Genomic DNA, 15,445 nt, shown 5'->3' on the forward strand with positions numbered 1-15,445 from the left:
GCTCAGCGTCCCAGCGACGGGCGCGCGGGCTCGCCACCGGCTTCCGGTGAGTGGAACTCCAGGGCCCGCGTGATCCCGCGCGACGCGACGGCGAGCGCGGCCACCAGCCTCGGCCGGTCCCGCTTGAGCGACGGGACGACGATGCCCAGCGCCGCGATCACCTCACCGCGCCGCCGCACGGGCACGCCGACCGAGCACGCCCCGAGACTCATCTCCTCGACCGTCGTCGCGTAGTCGTCGCGCAAGACCTGTGCCAGCTGACGTCTGAGCCGTCCGGGCTGCGTGACGGTGTACGGCGTCACGCGGGTGAGCGACGCCAGCACCCGCGCCTGCACGTCGGCCGGGGCGTGTGCGAGCAGCACCTTCCCGACGCCGGTCGCGTGCATCGGCAGCCGCGACCCGATCGTGCTGACGACGGGCACCGAGGCATTGCCCCGCAGCCGGTCGAGGTAGAGCACCTCGTCGCCGTCGCGCACCGCGAGGTGCACGGTGGCCAGCGTCGCGCCGTACAGGTCGTGGAGGTACGGCGACGCCGACTCGACCAGCCCCGCCTGCACCGGCGCGAGCAGGCCGATGTCCCACAGCCGCCGCCCCACGACGTACTCCCCCGACGCGGTCCGCCCCAGCGCTCCCCACCCGACCAGCTCGGCCACCAGCCGGTGCGCCGTCGGCAGCGGCAGTCCGGCCCGATCGGCGAGCTCGGTCAGGGTCAGGCGCCGGTGCGACTCGTCGAAGGCGCCGACCAGCGCCAGGGCGCGCGAGGTGACCGTCGCTCCCGGAGCGGAGGAGTTGCCGGCCACGCTCGCAGTCTTCCACCCAGCGGAAGCGGCCACCACCACCGCGCTCCGCCCTCCTCTAGCGTCGCCTCGTGACCACGCAGGCCGACATCAGCGCGGAGATCGCCGCGATCTCCGAGCAGTACGCCGCCTCCGGGACCACTGAGAACGGCGTGCGGCTCGACTACCCGCCGTACCGCTCCAGCCTGCTGCGCCACCCGACCAAGAGCCCCGTGCAGGTCGACCCGGAGGGCATCGAGCGGTGGAGCCCGGTGTTCGGCGAGCGCGACGTCGGTCCGCTGGAGTCCGACCTCACCATCCAGCGCAGCGGAGAGCCCCTGGGCGAGCGGATCAAGGTGACCGGCCGGGTGACCGACAGCGACGGCCGGCCGGTACGCCGCCAGCTCGTCGAGATCTGGCAGGCCAACGCCGGCGGCCGGTACGTGCACCAGCGCGACCAGCACCCCGCGCCCCTCGACCCGAACTTCATCGGCATGGGCCGCTGCCTGACCGACGACGACGGCAGCTATGTATTCACCACGATCAAGCCGGGCCCGTACCCCTGGCGCAACCACCACAACGCCTGGCGCCCGGCGCACATCCACTTCTCGCTGTTCGGCACGGACTTCACCCAGCGCCTCGTGACGCAGATGTACTTCCCCGGCGACCCGCTGTTCGCCCTCGACCCGATCTACCAGTCGATCGTCGACCCGAAGGCCCGCGAGCGGCTGGTCGCGACCTACGACCACGACGTCACCGAGGCCGAGTGGTGCACCGGCTACCGCTGGGACATCGTGCTGTCCGGCGCGGCCGGGACGCCGCTCGAGGAGGAGCACGCGTGACGACGCCCGGCCAGACCGTGGGCCCGTTCTTCGCGTTCGGGCTCGAGTACGACGGCGACTCGGCGCTGGTTCCTCCTGGCACGCCCGGGGCGGTCCGGCTCTTCGGGAGGGTGCTCGACGGCGACGGCGACCCGGTGCCCGATGCCCTCGTCGAGCTGTGGCAGGCCGACGCCGAGGGTCGCGTCGTGCAGGAGCCGGGTTCGTTGCGTCGGGACGGCCACACGTTCACCGGCTGGGGGCGCGCGGCCACCGACCGGACGGGCACCTACTCGTTCACGACCCTCGCGCCGGCCGACCCGCCGTACTTCGCCCTCTGCCTCTTCGCCCGCGGCCTGCTCGACCGTCTCTTCACACGGGCCTACCTCCCCGGGCACCAGCCGGAAGGTCCGCTGTCCTCGCTGGTCGCGACCGAGGACCCGCACGGGTACCGCTTCGACATCGTGCTGCAGGGCGACGGGGAGACCGTGTTCCTCGACCACCGACGCACGCAAGACTGATGCGATGAGCAACCTGTTGTGGCCCGGTGACGAACGCGCCGGCGACCTGTTCTCCGACGAGACGCTCATGGCCGCGATGATCGCCGTCGAGGAGGCGTGGCTCGACGCTCTGGCCAAGGCCGGGGTCGCCCCCGCCAACGTGGCGAAGCTCGATTTGCAGTCGCTCGTCAAGCCGTACCACCAGGAGTGGCTGGAGAACGAGGCCGAAAGTACGGGCAACCCCGCGGCGGGTCTCGTCGAGCTGCTTCGCAGCGCTCTGGCCGACACCAGCGCCGACGGGGCGCGCTGGCTGCATCGGGGCCTCACCAGCCAGGACGTCGTCGACACCGCTCTCATGCTGTGCGCCAAGGACGCGGTGGGGACGATCCTCGACGACCTGCGTCGCCACATCCGCGGGCTGGCCGACCTCGTCGTGGCTCATCGCCACACGCCGATGGTCGGCCGCACCCTCACCCAGCACGCCGTGCCCACGACGTTCGGCCTGAAGGCGGCGGGCTGGCTCACCGGAGTGCTCGACGCGCACGACACCACCTCGGCGCTGGTCCTGCCGGTCCAGGTCGGCGGTGCCGCGGGCACCATGGCGGCCACCGTCCAGCTGGCCGGCCGGCTCGAGGACCCTGTGTCCGCGACGACCGCGCTGTCGCTGGAGATCGCCACCGCACTGGGGCTGACGGCCTCGACTCCCTGGCACACCACCCGCACCAGCGTGACCCGGCTCGGTGACGCCGCGACCGCCTGCACCGACGCCTGGGGCCGCATCGCCACCGACGTGCTGACCCTGAGCCGGCCCGAGATCGGCGAGCTCTCCGAGGACCTCGGCGGAGGCTCGTCGACGATGCCGCACAAGGCCAACCCCGTGCTCTCGACCCTGGTACGCCGCGCCGCGCTCGCCGCACCCCAGCTCGCGGCGACGCTGCACCTCGCTGCCGCCGACGCCGGGGACGAACGCCCGGCCGGCGCGTGGCACGCCGAGTGGGACACCCTGCGCACCCTGCTCCGCCGAACGGTCGTCGCGGGAGCGCAGACGACCGAGCTCCTGTCGGGACTCCAGGTTCATGCCGACCGGATGGCCGCGACCCTGGACGCCGCGCGCGACGACGTACGGTCCGAGCAACGCGCCATGGCCGACCTCTCCGGCACCGACGCGACGAGCGACTACCTCGGCGCGACCGACGCGTTCCTCGAGGCACCGCTGGCCCGGGCTGCCGGGGTGCTCGCGTGATCCCGGTCGTCACCGGCGTGCGGCTGTCCGGCGCCCGCCACCGCGCCGAGCTGCCGCTGCTCGTGCTCGGCCCGTCGCTCGGCACCAGCGCCGGCGCGCTCTGGACCGACTGCGCCCGCGGCCTCACCGACGACTTCGACGTGCTCGCCTGGGACCTCCCCGGCCACGGCCACAACCGAGCCGTGCCGGACGAGCCCTTCACGATGGCCGAGCTCGCCGAGGCGGTGCTGCGCCTGGTCGCCGACGTCCAGGAGCAGCGCGGTGACGTCGACGCGCCGTTCGCGTACGCCGGCGTCTCGGTCGGCGGCTGCGTCGGCCAGCAGCTGCTCCTCGACCACCCCGACCGGGTCACCGCGGCGGCGCTCATCTGCACCGGCGCGAAGATCCTCGACGCCGACACGTGGGCCGCGCGCGTCTCGCAGGTACGCGCCTCCGGCACGTCGAGCATCGTCTCCGCCTCGGCCGAGCGGTGGTTCGCACCGGGCTTCCTCGAGCACGAGCAGTCCCGGTCCAGCGCGCTGCTGCACTCGCTCAGCGACGCGGTGGACGCCGGGTACGTCGAGGTGTGTCATGCCCTCGCCGGGTTCGATGTCCGCGACCGGCTCGGGGACGTCGCCGCCCCGGTGCTGGCGATCGCGGGCGCCCACGACTCGGTCTGCCCCCCGGAGTCGCTCGAGCTGATCGCCGACGGCGTGCCCGACGGCCGGCTGGTCGTGCTCGAGGGCGCCTCCCACCTGGCGCCGGCCGAGCAGCCCGAGGAGGTGGCGGACCTGCTGCGTCGGCACTTCCTGGGTGGCCGCGTCGACCGTGGGCCGGGCGAGACCGTGCGCCGCGAGGTGCTGGGCGACGCCCACGTCGACCGGTCCTTCGCCGGCGCCACCGACCTCACGCGGGAGTTCCAGGACTTCATCACCACCTACGCCTGGGGCGGCGTCTGGACCCGCCCCGGCCTGGACCGCCGCAGCCGGTCGATGATCACCCTCACCGCGCTCGTCGCCGGCGGCCACCACGAGGAGCTCGCGCTGCACCTGCGCGCCGCGCGCACGAACGGCCTGTCGTGGGACGAGATCAAGGAGGTGCTGCTGCAGACGGCCATCTACTGCGGCGTACCGGCCGCCAACACGGCCTTCCGGATCGCCCAGGGCGTCCGGGACGAGGAGGACGAGTGACCGCCCACGCCTTCGTGTACGCCGCCGTGCGCACGCCGTTCGGGAGGTTCGGCGGCGCGCTGGCCGACGTACGCCCCGACGACCTGGCCGCGACCGCGGTCACCGGCGTGCTCGCCCGGGCGCCGGGCCTGGATCCCGGACGGATCGGCGACGTGGTCTGGGGCAACGCCAACGGAGCCGGCGAGGACAACCGCAACGTGGGCCGGATGGCCGTCCTGCTCGCCGGTCTCCCGCCGTCCGTCCCGGCCGTCACCGTCAACCGGCTCTGCGGCTCCTCGCTCGACGCGGCGATGACCGGGTCGCGCACCATCGAGTCGGGTGACGCGGACATCGTGCTGACCGGCGGCGTCGAGTCGATGACCCGGGCGCCCTGGGTGCTGCCGAAGCCGTCCCGGGCCTACCCCGCTGGCAACGTCACCGCCGTGTCCACGACGCTGGGCTGGCGACTCGTCAACGAGCGGATGCCGGCCGAGTGGACCGTCTCGCTCGGCGAGGCCAACGAGCAGCTCGCCGACAGGTACGGCATCTCGCGGCAGCGGCAGGACGAGTTCGCCGCGCGCTCGCACAACCTCGCGGACGCCGCCTGGAACGACGGCTTCTACGACGACCTGGTCGTGCCGGTCGACGGCGTCGACCTCACGCGCGACGAGGGCATCCGACCCGGGTCCTCGGCCGACAAGCTGGCCGGACTGAGGCCGTCGTTCCGCCCGGACGGCACGATCACCGCCGCCAACGCCTCGCCGCTGAACGACGGCGCCTCGGCCGTGCTGCTCGGCTCGGAGGCGGCCCGCGACACCATCGGCCTCGACCCGGTCGCGCGCGTGGCGGGACGTGGCACGTTCGCGCTGGTGCCGCAGGACTTCGGCATCGCGCCGGTCGAGGCGGTCAACGCCGCCCTGGCCCGGGCCGGGATCACCTGGGACGACGTCGCGGCCGTCGAGCTCAACGAGGCGTTCGCCGTGCAGTCGCTGGCCTGCGTCGACCTCTGGAAGGTCGACCCGCAGATCGTGAACACCAAGGGCGGCGCCATCGCCATCGGCCACCCGCTGGGGGCCAGTGGCGGCCGGGTGCTCGGCACGCTGGCCCACCGGCTGCGGGAGTCGGGCGGACGCTGGGGCGTCGCCGCGATCTGCATCGGCGTCGGCCAGGGCCTCGCGGTCGTGCTGGAGAACGTCGGGTGAAGGTCCGGTTCCCCGAGTCCGCCGACGAGGCGGTCGCCGACGTCGCCGACGGGTCGACGGTGCTGGTGGGCGGCTTCGGGCCGGCCGGGATGCCGTACGCGCTGATCGACGCGCTGATCCGCCAGGGCGCCACCGATCTCACGATCGTCAACAACAACGCGGGGAACGCCGACACCGGCCTCGCCGCCCTGCTCGCCGAGGGCCGGGTCCGCAAGGTGATCTGCTCGTTCCCGCGCCAGCACGACTCGTGGGTCTTCGACGGTCTCTACCGCGAGGGGCGCATCGAGCTCGAGCTGGTGCCGCAGGGCAACCTGGCCGAGCGGATGCGCGCCGCCGGTGCGGGCATCGGCGCGTTCTTCTGCCCGACCGGGGTGGGTACGCCGCTCGCCGAGGGCAAGGAGACGCGCGAGATCGACGGGCGGACCTACGTGCTGGAGTACCCCATCCACGGCGACGTCGCCCTGATCGGCGCCCACCGGGCGGACCGCGCCGGCAACCTCGTGTACCGCAAGACCGCCCGCAACTTCGGGCCGGTGATGGCCACGGCCGCCGACCTCGTCGTCGCCGAGGTACGTGAGGTCGTCGAGATCGGCGCGATCGACCCGGAGGTCGTGGTCACGCCGGGCATCTTCGTGGACCGGGTGGTGGTGTCGTGAGCGGCTCAGCCAGGACGGTCGACGAGATCGCCGCCGCGGTGGCCGCGGACATCCCCGAGGGGTCGTTCGTGAACCTCGGGATCGGCCAGCCCACCAAGGTCGCCGAGCACCTGACCGCCGACTCGGGCGTCGTGCTGCACACCGAGAACGGCATGCTCGGCATGGGCCCGCTCGCTGCGAAGGGCCACGAGGACTGGGACCTCACCAACGCCGGCAAGCAGGCGGTCACCGAGCTGCCCGGGGCGGCGTACTTCCACCACGCCGACTCCTTCGCGATGATGCGCGGCGGTCACCTCGACGTCTGCGTGCTCGGCGCCTTCCAGGTCTCCGTCACCGGCGACCTCGCCAACTGGCACACCGGGGCACCCGACGCGATCCCGGCCGTGGGCGGCGCGATGGACCTCGCCATCGGCGCCAAGCAGGTCTTCGTGATGATGACGCTGTTCGCGAAGGACGGCTCGCCGAAGCTGGTCACCGAGTGCACCTACCCCCTGACGGGCCTGGCCTGCGTCACCCGCCTCTACACCGACCTGGCGACCTTCGACCTCGGGCCACGGGGCGCCCACCTGGTGGAGACCTTCGGGACCACGCCCGCCGAGCTGGCCGAACGGCTCGGTCTCGACCTGGTGTGACTGCGGTACCGCGGCAGAGGGTCTTTCGACCCTGCCGCGGAGGGCCCAGGTCGCGCAGGCTGGCTCCACAGCGGCAAAGGAGGTGGAGTCATGGTCATCGCAGGACTGATCATCGTGGTGCTCATCGGGCTCGGCGGTGCGATCGTCGTGTTCGGGCTCCGGCGGGTGTTCCTGGAGGAGGAGGATGCCGAGGCCCGCGTGCGCACGAGCGAGGCACACGTCCTCGAGTACGCCATCCCTCCGGGCGTCGACCCCGCCGACCTGCGCGCCGCCGTCGCCACGGCTGGGTTCACCGGTGCCGTGAAGGCCGGCCCCAGCGGCGACCGCCTCCGCGTGGTGTGCGCGGAGCACGACCGCGCACGCCTGCGCGACGCGATCGAGGGTGCCCACTCGGCGGCCTCGGGCGATGCGCCCCTCCGACTGGGACCGGTCGTGTTCGTCGACGAGCGCCCCGCCTAGACCTCGGTGAGCCGGTCGCTGGCCGCCACCAAGAAGGCCTCGACCCACGGCTCGTACGGCTCCGGCAGGTCGCCGGCCAGCTGCTCGAGACCGCCGGGGTGACGCGACACCTCGTACCGGCGGGACACGATGTCGTCCAGGTGGAGGTCCACGACCCTGCGCGCGAGCGCGACCGGGTCGCGGTCGACCACGGCGCCCCGCAGTCCCCATCCGGTCCAGACGACCTCGAGGTCCGGCAACGTGTTGAAGTAGTTGCGGATCATCACCCAGAACACGAAGTCGACGGCCTCGCTGCTCCACCCCCGCGCCGCGAGGACCGCGGGCACGGTCTCGCCGGCGAAGGTGTACTCGTGCTCGGCGTCGACCACGCGCCCGTACGCCGTCAGGGTCGGCCACGGGTCGGGCGCCAGGATGCCGTAGGCGCGGACCGCGCGCGCGAGCAGGCCCACCCCCTCCTCGGGGTCGGAGAACAGGAACTCCTTCGCCATCACCTCGGCCGCCCGGTCGACGAGCCGACCCAGCGCTGCGCTCGCCTCGGGCACCTCGTCCCGCACCCGGTCGAAGAACTCGTCCTCCGACACCTCGTGGTCGCCCACGACGAAGCGGATCACGATCCGGGAGTCGTCGGCACGGCCGGGGAGGTCGTCGGTGAGCTGCCGCGTGAGGTCGTCGATGCCGCCGACCACGGCCTCCGGTGACCAGTCGGCCACCCGCACGGTCACGGTGCCGGCCGTCGACGCCGACGGGGCCGACGGGGCCGACGGGGCCGACGGGGCCGGGTGGACCTGTCCGTGCTCGGCCGCGACCCACCCGTCGTCGGCCACCGGGACGACGTACGGCCGCATCACGTCCTCCCGGGGCGACCCGTCCAGGAAGGCGGTGCCGTCGGCGAACGTCTCCCGCAGCCGGCGGCCGGGCAGGCCCTCGACGTCGTGGGAGTACTCGGCGACCGGCAGCCAGGTGGTCGTCACCAGGCCCTTGCGCTCCAGGGCCAGGCGCGGCGACACCGACCCGTCGAGCCCGACGCAGCTGAAGAACCCCTGCGTGCGGACCCAGAACGCCTCACCGTCCGGCTGCCAGGCGGCGAACACGCACCACGTGTCGCGCAGCGCCTCGAGGTTGTCCATCACGCCGCGGGCCAGTCGCGGGTCGTGCTGCACGCCGGGCGGGTACGCGCCCAGGGGAGGTACGTCGGAGTCGGGATCGAGCTCGTTGGCGCTCATCGCCCCCGCGATCATGTCCCACATCTGCCGCCGCACGCGGGTCCCGTCGGGACTGGGGAGCTCGTCGCGGAAGCCCATCGCGTCGGGCATCTCCTCGACCGGCACCCAGGCCACCACGACGCGGCGCACGAAGGCCCTCGGGTCGGTCTCCCACACCTGGTAGGCCAGGCCGTACCGACGCTCGCCGGTCGCCGGGAGCTCGCGGACGACGATGTGGGCGAGGTCCTGGCGAACCGCGAGGCGTCCACCGGGTGCCTCGATCATGGGGGGCATGCGGAACACCGCGGCAGCCTAGCCAGCGCGGGCACGCGGCCGTGGCGTAACGCCGCGCGCAGGTGTCCCGCGTCCGAGCATCGGCGGCCCCCGCGCACCCCAGGGTGCGGGCGCGGCCATGGTCAGCGCGCCGACGCGGGCTGTCGCTCGGAGATCTCGTCGGCGGCGGCCTTGACCACGGGCCCGAGCACGGCGAAGTGGTCGGCGGTGAGACGGTCGCCCGGTCCCCAGATGCTGACGACGGCGACCGGTTGTCCTACGGCGTCCAGCACCGGGGCCGAGACACCCCAGGCGGTGTTCTCGAACTCACCCCTGCACACGGCGTACCCACGTTCGCGCGTCGCGGCGAGCTCGTCGAGGAGCGCGCTGAAGGACGTGATGGTGGTCTTGGTGTGCCGCGGCAGGCGACCGCCGCGCGGCAGGTCCAGCAGGATGCGGAGATCGGCGGGATCGGACCACGCGAGCAGCGCCTTGCCCGTCGACGTGGCGTGCATCGAGACCTCTCGGCCCTGCCACCCCGCCGACACCACGGACCCCGGGGTGGCCTCGGCGACGTAGGTCAGCGACCCGTCGCGGAGCACGGCGAGCGCCGCGGTCTCACCGGAACGAGCGGCCAGGCGCTGCAGCACCACGCGGGCCAGACGGGCCAGGGCTCCGCCCGCCTGTCCCGCCAGGTCGACCAGGCCGAAGCCCAGGGAGTACGTGCCGGTCTCGGGGTCGTGGCTGACGAGGCGCTCGCGTTCGAGCGTCGCCAGGATCCGCCAGGTGGTGGTGCGGTTGAGGCCGACGGTCTGGGCCAGCGACGTGGCGGTCGCGGCCGGACCGGAGGCCGAGGCCACGGCGCGCAGCAGGGAGGCGGCCCGCTCGACGGACTGGACGTGCTTGGTCGACGCGCGACCACCGTCCGTTGCGTCGCGCACAACGTGTTGCGCAGGGCGAGACACCACTCGAAACCTGATCCTCCCCATTGACCCCGTTCTGCAGGGACTTTATCTTCCCCACAGGCACATCCGTCGTTCGGATAGTGAAACAGAGGAGTCACCAAGTGAACCACCCTCGTAACTCCAGCCTCGGTCTCTCACGTCGTCAGCTCATCAGGTACTCCGGCCTCGGCGTCGCCGCCGTCGCCGGCAGCAGCTTCCTCGCCGCCTGTGGTGGCGACGACAGCGGCGGTGGCGGGGGTGGGGGTGGCAACGACGGCGGTGGCGCCCAGGGCTCCGGCGGCATCCTCATCCACGGGGCCACCGGCGGCAGCAGCAAGGACTTGCTCGACCCGCACGCCCCGGTGACAGCCGCGGACATCGCGCGCGTCAACAACCTCTACGAGCCGCTGCTCTTCTGGAACAACAACTACGAGCTCGAGCCGGCGCTGGCCGAGTCCGTCGAGGGGTCCAAGGACGCCAAGACGTGGATGATCAAGATGCGCCAGGGCGTGACGTTCCACAACGGCAAGACCGTCACCGCCGACGACGCCTGGAAGAGCATCCAGCGCGTGGCGAACCCGAAGGCTCCGCTGTCCGCGGGCGGCCAGCTCTCGACGATCCTCGACTTCGACAAGAGCAAGGTCGTCGACGACACCACGCTCCAGCTGGTGCTGAAGAACCCCTACGCACTCCTCGACTCGCTGCTCGCGGAATACACGCTGGGCATCATCCCCGGGGGCGAGTTCGACCCGGCCAACCCGGTCGGCACGGGTGCGTTCGCCTACAAGTCGTTCGAGCCGGGCAAGTCGAGCACGTTCACCAAGTACGCCGACTACTGGGGCGACGCCGCCTTCGTCGACGAGCTCCAGATCCAGGACTTCGCCGACGACAGCGCCCGGGTCAACGCCCTGCAGTCCGGCCAGATCCACACCGTCGACAACCTGCCGTACAACCTCGTCGACACCCTCAAGGGCGCCGGCGGCGGCACGCTGATCACCGACACGGGTGCGTGGGTGCCCTTCACCATGCGCGTCGACCAAGCGCCGTTCAGCGACGTCAAGGTGCGCCAGGCCTTCCGCCTGATCGTCGACCGGCAGCAGATGATCGACCAGGCGCTGAGCGGCTACGGTGCGCTGGGCAACGACTTGTACGGATTCGTCGACCCGGCGTACGACCACGACCTGCCCCAGCGCGAGCAGGACCTCGACCAGGCCAAGTCGCTGCTCGCCTCGGCCGGGCAGGACGGCCTCCAGGTCGAGCTGTTCACCGGAGACGACATCGGCTCGGTGGCCACGGCCGCCGCCAACCTGTTCGCGGAGCAGGCGAAGGGCGCCGGCGTCGACGTGAAGGTCACCAAGAAGTCGCCGTTCTACGACGACCAGTACCTCCAGTACACCTTCGCGCAGGACTTCTGGAACACCCGTCTCTACATCCCGCAGGCCGTGGTGGGCACCTTCCCGCCCGACCAGGGCGGCACCTACAACGAGACCCACTGGGACAACGAGGAGCACCGCAACCTGGTCAACCAGGCCGCGCAGACGCTCGACGAAGCCGCACGCACCGACCTGATCCACCAGGCCCAGAAGATCGAGTACGACGAGGGCGGCCTGATCATCTGGGGCTTCCGGAAGCAGGTCGACGGGTTCGGTCCCAACGTCAAGGGTCTCGAGGGCAGCAAGTACCTGCCACTCGGCTCCTACAAGTTCAACAAGGTCTCGGTCCAGTAGGGCCGGCCGATCATGACAAGCGGGATGACCGAGCTGTTATGACGGATTTGGGCACCCTTGTCGCAAGTCCGCTAGAAGAGGTCGCGCCGCCGCGGGGCCAGCACGGTGCCGCGGCTTGGGCGCTCTGGATCGCCCGCCGGCTCGGGCTGGCGGTGCTGACCCTGTGGCTCGTCTCGATCCTGGTCTTCCTGGCCACGGCGGCCCTGGGTGACCCGATCCGGGCCATCCTCGGCCGCGACTACAACGCCAACCCCGGCCGGGTCGCCGAGCTGGAGAAGCTCATCGGCTCCGACCAGTCGCTCATCTCGAGGTACTTCGACTGGCTCGGCGGCCTGGTGACCGGGGACCTCGGGACGTCGCTGGCCAGCGGTCGTCCCGTGAGCGAGCTGATCTCCGGTCCGGTGCAGAACTCCGCGATGCTGGTGTTCCTGGCCGCCATCGTGATGATCCCGCTGTCGTTCATCATCGCGATGATCTCGGCGCACTACCGCCGGCGTCGTCCGGACACCATCATCCAGACCATCCTGCTGGCCGTCGCGGGCCTGCCGGAGTTCGTCATCGGCGTGCTGCTGATCGCCCTGCTGGCCACCACGGTCTTCAAGGTGCTCCCGCCGGTGACCTTGGTGACGCTGGGTGGGCACCCGTGGGACAACTGGAAGGTCATGGTCCTGCCGACCCTGACCCTGGTGCTGTGGGTCTCCCCGTACGTCTCCCGCATCGTCCGAGCCTCGCTGCTCGAGGTGATCGACAGCGAGTACGTCGAGCTGGCCCGCCTCAAGGGCATCCCCGAGAGCGTGGTCATGCGCAAGCACGCGCTGCTCAACGCGATCGTGCCCGGCATCCAGGTCATCGCCCTCCAGCTGGCCTTCCTGGCCGGTGGTGTCGTGGTGGTCGAGACGCTGTTCGCCTATCCCGGCATCGGTCTGCAGCTCGTCGACGCCGTGCGCAACCACGACGTCCAGGTCGTGCAGGCGCTCAGCATGATCATCGCCAGCGTGTACGTCGTGGTGAACCTGATCGCCGACCTGTTGTCCATCCTGCTCACCCCACGCGCAAGGACGGCGATCTCGTCATGACTGCTGACCAGTCCCACGAGCACGAGCACGTCTCAGCGCTGTCCGGCGAGGAGGCCCCGCCGCCTCCGCCCATCGCACCCGCGGAGCCGGGCACCTTCAAGAAGGCGATGCGGCAGAAGCGGTTCACCGTCGGCCTGGGCATCACCCTGCTGCTGGTGGCCTTCGTGATCTTCGCGCCGTACCTCGCGCCGTACGGTGAGAACGAGGTCGCCGGCCCGCCCTACAACAAGGCCGCGGGAGTCTTCGGCACCGACTACCTCGGCCAGGACGTGCTCAGCCGGGTCATGCACGGTGGCGGCGAGATCCTGCTCATCGCACTCCTCGGCACGCTGGTCGGCATGGTGCTCGGCATCGCGATCGGGGTCGTCGCGGCCTACGGCGGCGGCTGGTGGGACGAGGTCCTGATGCGCCTCAACGACGTGATCCTCTCCTTCCCGCAGATCCTGCTCGCGCTGGTCGTGCTGACCGCGCTGCAGAAGCCGTCGGCGTGGATCCTGATCGTCCTCGTCGGTGTCTCCCACGCTCCCCGCGTGGCCCGCCTGGCCCGTGGCGTCGCGCTCGGCATCGTGTCGCGCGACTTCGTGATCGCGGCCGAGGCACTGGGCGAGAAGCGCAGCCGGGTGATCCTGGCCGAGGTGCTGCCGAACATGAACGCCCCGCTGCTGGCCGAGGCCGGCCTGCGGCTCACCTACTCCATCGGACTGGTGGGTGCCCTGGGCTTCCTGGGCTTCTCCGCGGACCCCGGTGCAGCCAACTGGGGCCAGATGATCCAGGAGAACCGACTCGGCCTGGCCACCCAGCCGTGGGCGGTGCTGGCTCCGGTGATCATCATCGCGATCTTCGCGATCGGCACGAACCTGATGGCCGACGGCATCGCCCAGGTCGCGCAGCGAGGAGACAACTGATGACCGCCACCAGCGACGCACCCGTCGAGAAGGTCGGCGTGCCCAAGGGTGGGCTGGTCGTCGAGGACCTGAGCGTGATGCTCACCGGCAAGGACATCGACGTCGTCAACGACATCGACCTGGTCCTGAAGCCGGGCGAGGTGGTCGGCCTGGTCGGCGAGTCCGGCTCCGGCAAGACCACCGTCGGCACCTCGCTGCTCAACTACTCGCGCGCCGGTGCCTACATCGGCTCCGGCCGGGTTCTCCTCGAGGGTCGCGACATCCTCAGCATGAAGTGGCAGGAGGTGCGCCAGGTCCGGGGCGAGGAGATCGCCTACGTCCCGCAGGACCCGGCATCGGCGCTCAACCCCGCCATCCGCATCGGCAAGCAGATCGTCGAGCTCCTGGAGCTGCGCGGGATCGGCACCAAGGAGTCCCGGCTCCAGGGGGCCCGCGACGGGCTGGCCGAGGTCGGCCTGCCCAACGACGACGAGTTCCTCAGCCGCTACGCCCACCAGCTGTCGGGCGGCCAGGTTCAGCGCGTAGCGCTGGCCATGGCCTTCCTGCCGAAGCCCAAGGTGCTCGTGCTCGACGAGCCGACCACCGGCCTGGACGTGACCACCCAGGCGATGGTGCTCGACACCATGGCCCAGCTCTGCCGCACCCACGGCGTCAGCGCGCTGTACGTCACCCACGACCTCGCGGTGGTCGCCAACATCGCGGACCGGGTCGCGGTGATGTACGCCGGCCAGATCGCGGAGCTCGGTCCCAAGGAGGCCATCTTCCGGGCGCCCTCGCACCCTTACACCCGAGCGCTGCTGGACTCGATCCCGCACCTCAGCCAGGCCCGCGCGCTCACCGGCATCCCGGGCCGCACGCCCGCTCCGGGAGCCCGTCCGAGCGGCTGCCGGTTCAACGACCGCTGCGCGTACGCCATCGACGCCTGCCGCAAGGACGTGCCGGAGCTGCGCGAGGTCGCCCCGGACCACCAGGTACGGTGCATCCGCGCCGGGGAGATCGGCACCTGGGACATCTCGCGCGGGGTGGTGCCGGACGCCGACCCCGACCGCAAGCGCGACATCATCCTCTCGATCGAGAACCTCAACATCTTCTACGGCCGCAAGCACGTCGTGCACGACGTGTCGTTCGACCTGGCCAAGGCCGAGGTCATCGCGCTGGTCGGCGAGTCGGGCAGTGGCAAGACCACGATCTCCCGCTCCGTCGGGGGCCTGCACAAGGACTGGACCGGCACCATCACGTTCGACGGTGACGTGCTGGCCAAGAGCGCCCGTCAGCGCGACGCGACCAACCGCAAGCGGCTCCAGTACATCTTCCAGAACCCGTACCTCTCCCTGAACCCGCGCCTGACCATCGAGCAGATCGTCAAGCGGCCGATGGAGCTGTTCGGGATCGCCTCGGGCAAGGAGGCCACCGACCGCGTGGTCGAGCTGCTCGACCAGGTGGCCCTCGGCCCGCGGATGCTGAAGTACCAGGCGAGCCGGCTCTCCGGCGGCGAGCGTCAGCGCGTGGCGATCGCCCGTGCGCTGGCCGCCGAGCCGGACGTGCTGATCTGCGACGAGATCACCTCGGCGCTGGACGTCTCGGTGCAGGGCTCGATCGTGGCGCTGCTCGAGGGGCTCCGGAAGCAGCGCGGCATCAGCATGCTGTTCGTCACCCACAACCTCGCCCTGGTGCGCTCGATCGGCTCCGGCGTCCAGATCCTCAAGGCCGGCCGCGTGGTCGAGTCCGGCCCGGTCGTCACCGTGATGGAGACGCCGAAGGAGGAGTACACCCGCAACCTGCTGTCCAAGAGCCCGAGGATCGACTGACAGTGGTCATCCTCGGAGGCTCGACGAGGGTAGCCGTGGCTCAGGTGCGTGCAGCGCCAGGCGGCGGAGCGAAGCC

Annotated in this window: 15 protein-coding genes; 12 read left to right on the plus strand and 3 right to left on the minus strand. The window is 71.5% G+C overall.

Features of this window, described 5'->3' with window-relative positions:
* Positions 1-2 precede the first annotated feature (2 nt).
* Positions 3-800, minus strand: a complete 798-nt coding sequence (locus ISU07_RS16355) for an IclR family transcriptional regulator (RefSeq protein WP_194707886.1) — start codon at positions 798-800, stop codon at positions 3-5.
* Positions 801-868: 68 nt separating this feature from the next.
* Here ISU07_RS16355 and pcaH point away from each other — a divergent pair, with 68 nt between their 5' ends.
* The 8 genes from pcaH (at position 869) to ISU07_RS16395 (ending at position 7,434) form a co-directional block, all read left to right on the plus strand.
* Positions 869-1,618 carry a protocatechuate 3,4-dioxygenase subunit beta gene (pcaH, locus tag ISU07_RS16360; RefSeq protein ID WP_194707887.1) on the plus strand — a complete coding sequence of 250 codons (750 nt, stop codon included), beginning with the start codon at positions 869-871 and terminating at the stop codon, positions 1,616-1,618.
* Complete coding sequence (gene pcaG / locus ISU07_RS16365) at positions 1,615-2,115, plus strand: protocatechuate 3,4-dioxygenase subunit alpha (RefSeq protein WP_194707888.1); 501 nt, start codon at positions 1,615-1,617, stop codon at positions 2,113-2,115. The genes pcaH and pcaG overlap by 4 nt, the downstream gene beginning before the upstream one ends.
* A gap of 4 nt (positions 2,116-2,119) precedes the next feature.
* Positions 2,120-3,337, plus strand: coding sequence for a lyase family protein (locus ISU07_RS16370; protein ID WP_194707889.1), 1,218 nt, complete (start codon positions 2,120-2,122; stop codon positions 3,335-3,337).
* The gene (gene pcaDC, locus ISU07_RS16375) at positions 3,334-4,506 is read left to right on the plus strand and encodes a bifunctional 3-oxoadipate enol-lactonase/4-carboxymuconolactone decarboxylase PcaDC (RefSeq protein ID WP_194707890.1); all 1,173 of its coding nucleotides are present in this window, start codon (positions 3,334-3,336) and stop codon (positions 4,504-4,506) included. The genes ISU07_RS16370 and pcaDC overlap by 4 nt, the downstream gene beginning before the upstream one ends.
* Positions 4,503-5,687 carry a thiolase family protein gene (locus tag ISU07_RS16380; RefSeq protein ID WP_194707891.1) on the plus strand — a complete coding sequence of 395 codons (1,185 nt, stop codon included), beginning with the start codon at positions 4,503-4,505 and terminating at the stop codon, positions 5,685-5,687. The genes pcaDC and ISU07_RS16380 overlap by 4 nt, the downstream gene beginning before the upstream one ends.
* Positions 5,684-6,343 carry a 3-oxoacid CoA-transferase subunit A gene (locus ISU07_RS16385; protein WP_194707892.1) on the plus strand — a complete coding sequence of 220 codons (660 nt, stop codon included), beginning with the start codon at positions 5,684-5,686 and terminating at the stop codon, positions 6,341-6,343. The genes ISU07_RS16380 and ISU07_RS16385 overlap by 4 nt, the downstream gene beginning before the upstream one ends.
* Positions 6,340-6,975: a 3-oxoacid CoA-transferase subunit B gene (locus ISU07_RS16390; protein ID WP_194707893.1), complete on the plus strand. Its 636-nt coding sequence runs from the start codon at positions 6,340-6,342 to the stop codon at positions 6,973-6,975. The genes ISU07_RS16385 and ISU07_RS16390 overlap by 4 nt, the downstream gene beginning before the upstream one ends.
* 90 nt (positions 6,976-7,065) lie before the next feature.
* The gene (locus ISU07_RS16395; RefSeq protein ID WP_194707894.1) at positions 7,066-7,434 is read left to right on the plus strand and encodes a hypothetical protein; all 369 of its coding nucleotides are present in this window, start codon (positions 7,066-7,068) and stop codon (positions 7,432-7,434) included.
* On the opposite strand, the gene ISU07_RS16400 is transcribed toward ISU07_RS16395, so the two are convergent.
* Positions 7,431-8,939 carry a hypothetical protein gene (locus tag ISU07_RS16400; RefSeq protein WP_194707895.1) on the minus strand — a complete coding sequence of 503 codons (1,509 nt, stop codon included), beginning with the start codon at positions 8,937-8,939 and terminating at the stop codon, positions 7,431-7,433. The genes ISU07_RS16395 and ISU07_RS16400 overlap by 4 nt on opposite strands.
* A gap of 113 nt (positions 8,940-9,052) precedes the next feature.
* Positions 9,053-9,850, minus strand: a complete 798-nt coding sequence (locus ISU07_RS16405) for an IclR family transcriptional regulator (RefSeq protein ID WP_323742652.1) — start codon at positions 9,848-9,850, stop codon at positions 9,053-9,055.
* 125 nt (positions 9,851-9,975) lie between these two features.
* Here ISU07_RS16405 and ISU07_RS16410 point away from each other — a divergent pair, with 125 nt between their 5' ends.
* The 4 genes from ISU07_RS16410 (at position 9,976) to ISU07_RS16425 (ending at position 15,369) form a co-directional block, all read left to right on the plus strand.
* Positions 9,976-11,580, plus strand: a complete 1,605-nt coding sequence (locus ISU07_RS16410; protein WP_323742653.1) for an ABC transporter substrate-binding protein — start codon at positions 9,976-9,978, stop codon at positions 11,578-11,580.
* 152 nt (positions 11,581-11,732) lie between these two features.
* Positions 11,733-12,656: an ABC transporter permease gene (locus ISU07_RS16415; protein ID WP_323742654.1), complete on the plus strand. Its 924-nt coding sequence runs from the start codon at positions 11,733-11,735 to the stop codon at positions 12,654-12,656.
* Positions 12,653-13,561, plus strand: a complete 909-nt coding sequence (locus ISU07_RS16420) for an ABC transporter permease (RefSeq protein ID WP_228522017.1) — start codon at positions 12,653-12,655, stop codon at positions 13,559-13,561. The genes ISU07_RS16415 and ISU07_RS16420 overlap by 4 nt, the downstream gene beginning before the upstream one ends.
* The gene (locus ISU07_RS16425; protein WP_194707898.1) at positions 13,561-15,369 is read left to right on the plus strand and encodes an ABC transporter ATP-binding protein; all 1,809 of its coding nucleotides are present in this window, start codon (positions 13,561-13,563) and stop codon (positions 15,367-15,369) included. The genes ISU07_RS16420 and ISU07_RS16425 overlap by 1 nt, the downstream gene beginning before the upstream one ends.
* Positions 15,370-15,445: the final 76 nt, after the last annotated feature.

Origin of the sequence: Nocardioides islandensis, assembly GCF_015352455.1 — a bacterium.
Lineage (GTDB): Bacteria > Actinomycetota > Actinomycetes > Propionibacteriales > Nocardioidaceae > Nocardioides > Nocardioides islandensis.

Coding starts and splice junctions, on each gene's coding strand:
- ISU07_RS16370 (WP_194707889.1), top strand. CDS start 2,120: ATGAGCAACCTGTTGTGGCCCGGTGACGAACGCGCCGGCGACCTGTTC.
- ISU07_RS16395 (WP_194707894.1), top strand. CDS start 7,066: ATGGTCATCGCAGGACTGATCATCGTGGTGCTCATCGGGCTCGGCGGT.
- ISU07_RS16420 (WP_228522017.1), top strand. CDS start 12,653: ATGACTGCTGACCAGTCCCACGAGCACGAGCACGTCTCAGCGCTGTCC.
- ISU07_RS16425 (WP_194707898.1), top strand. CDS start 13,561: ATGACCGCCACCAGCGACGCACCCGTCGAGAAGGTCGGCGTGCCCAAG.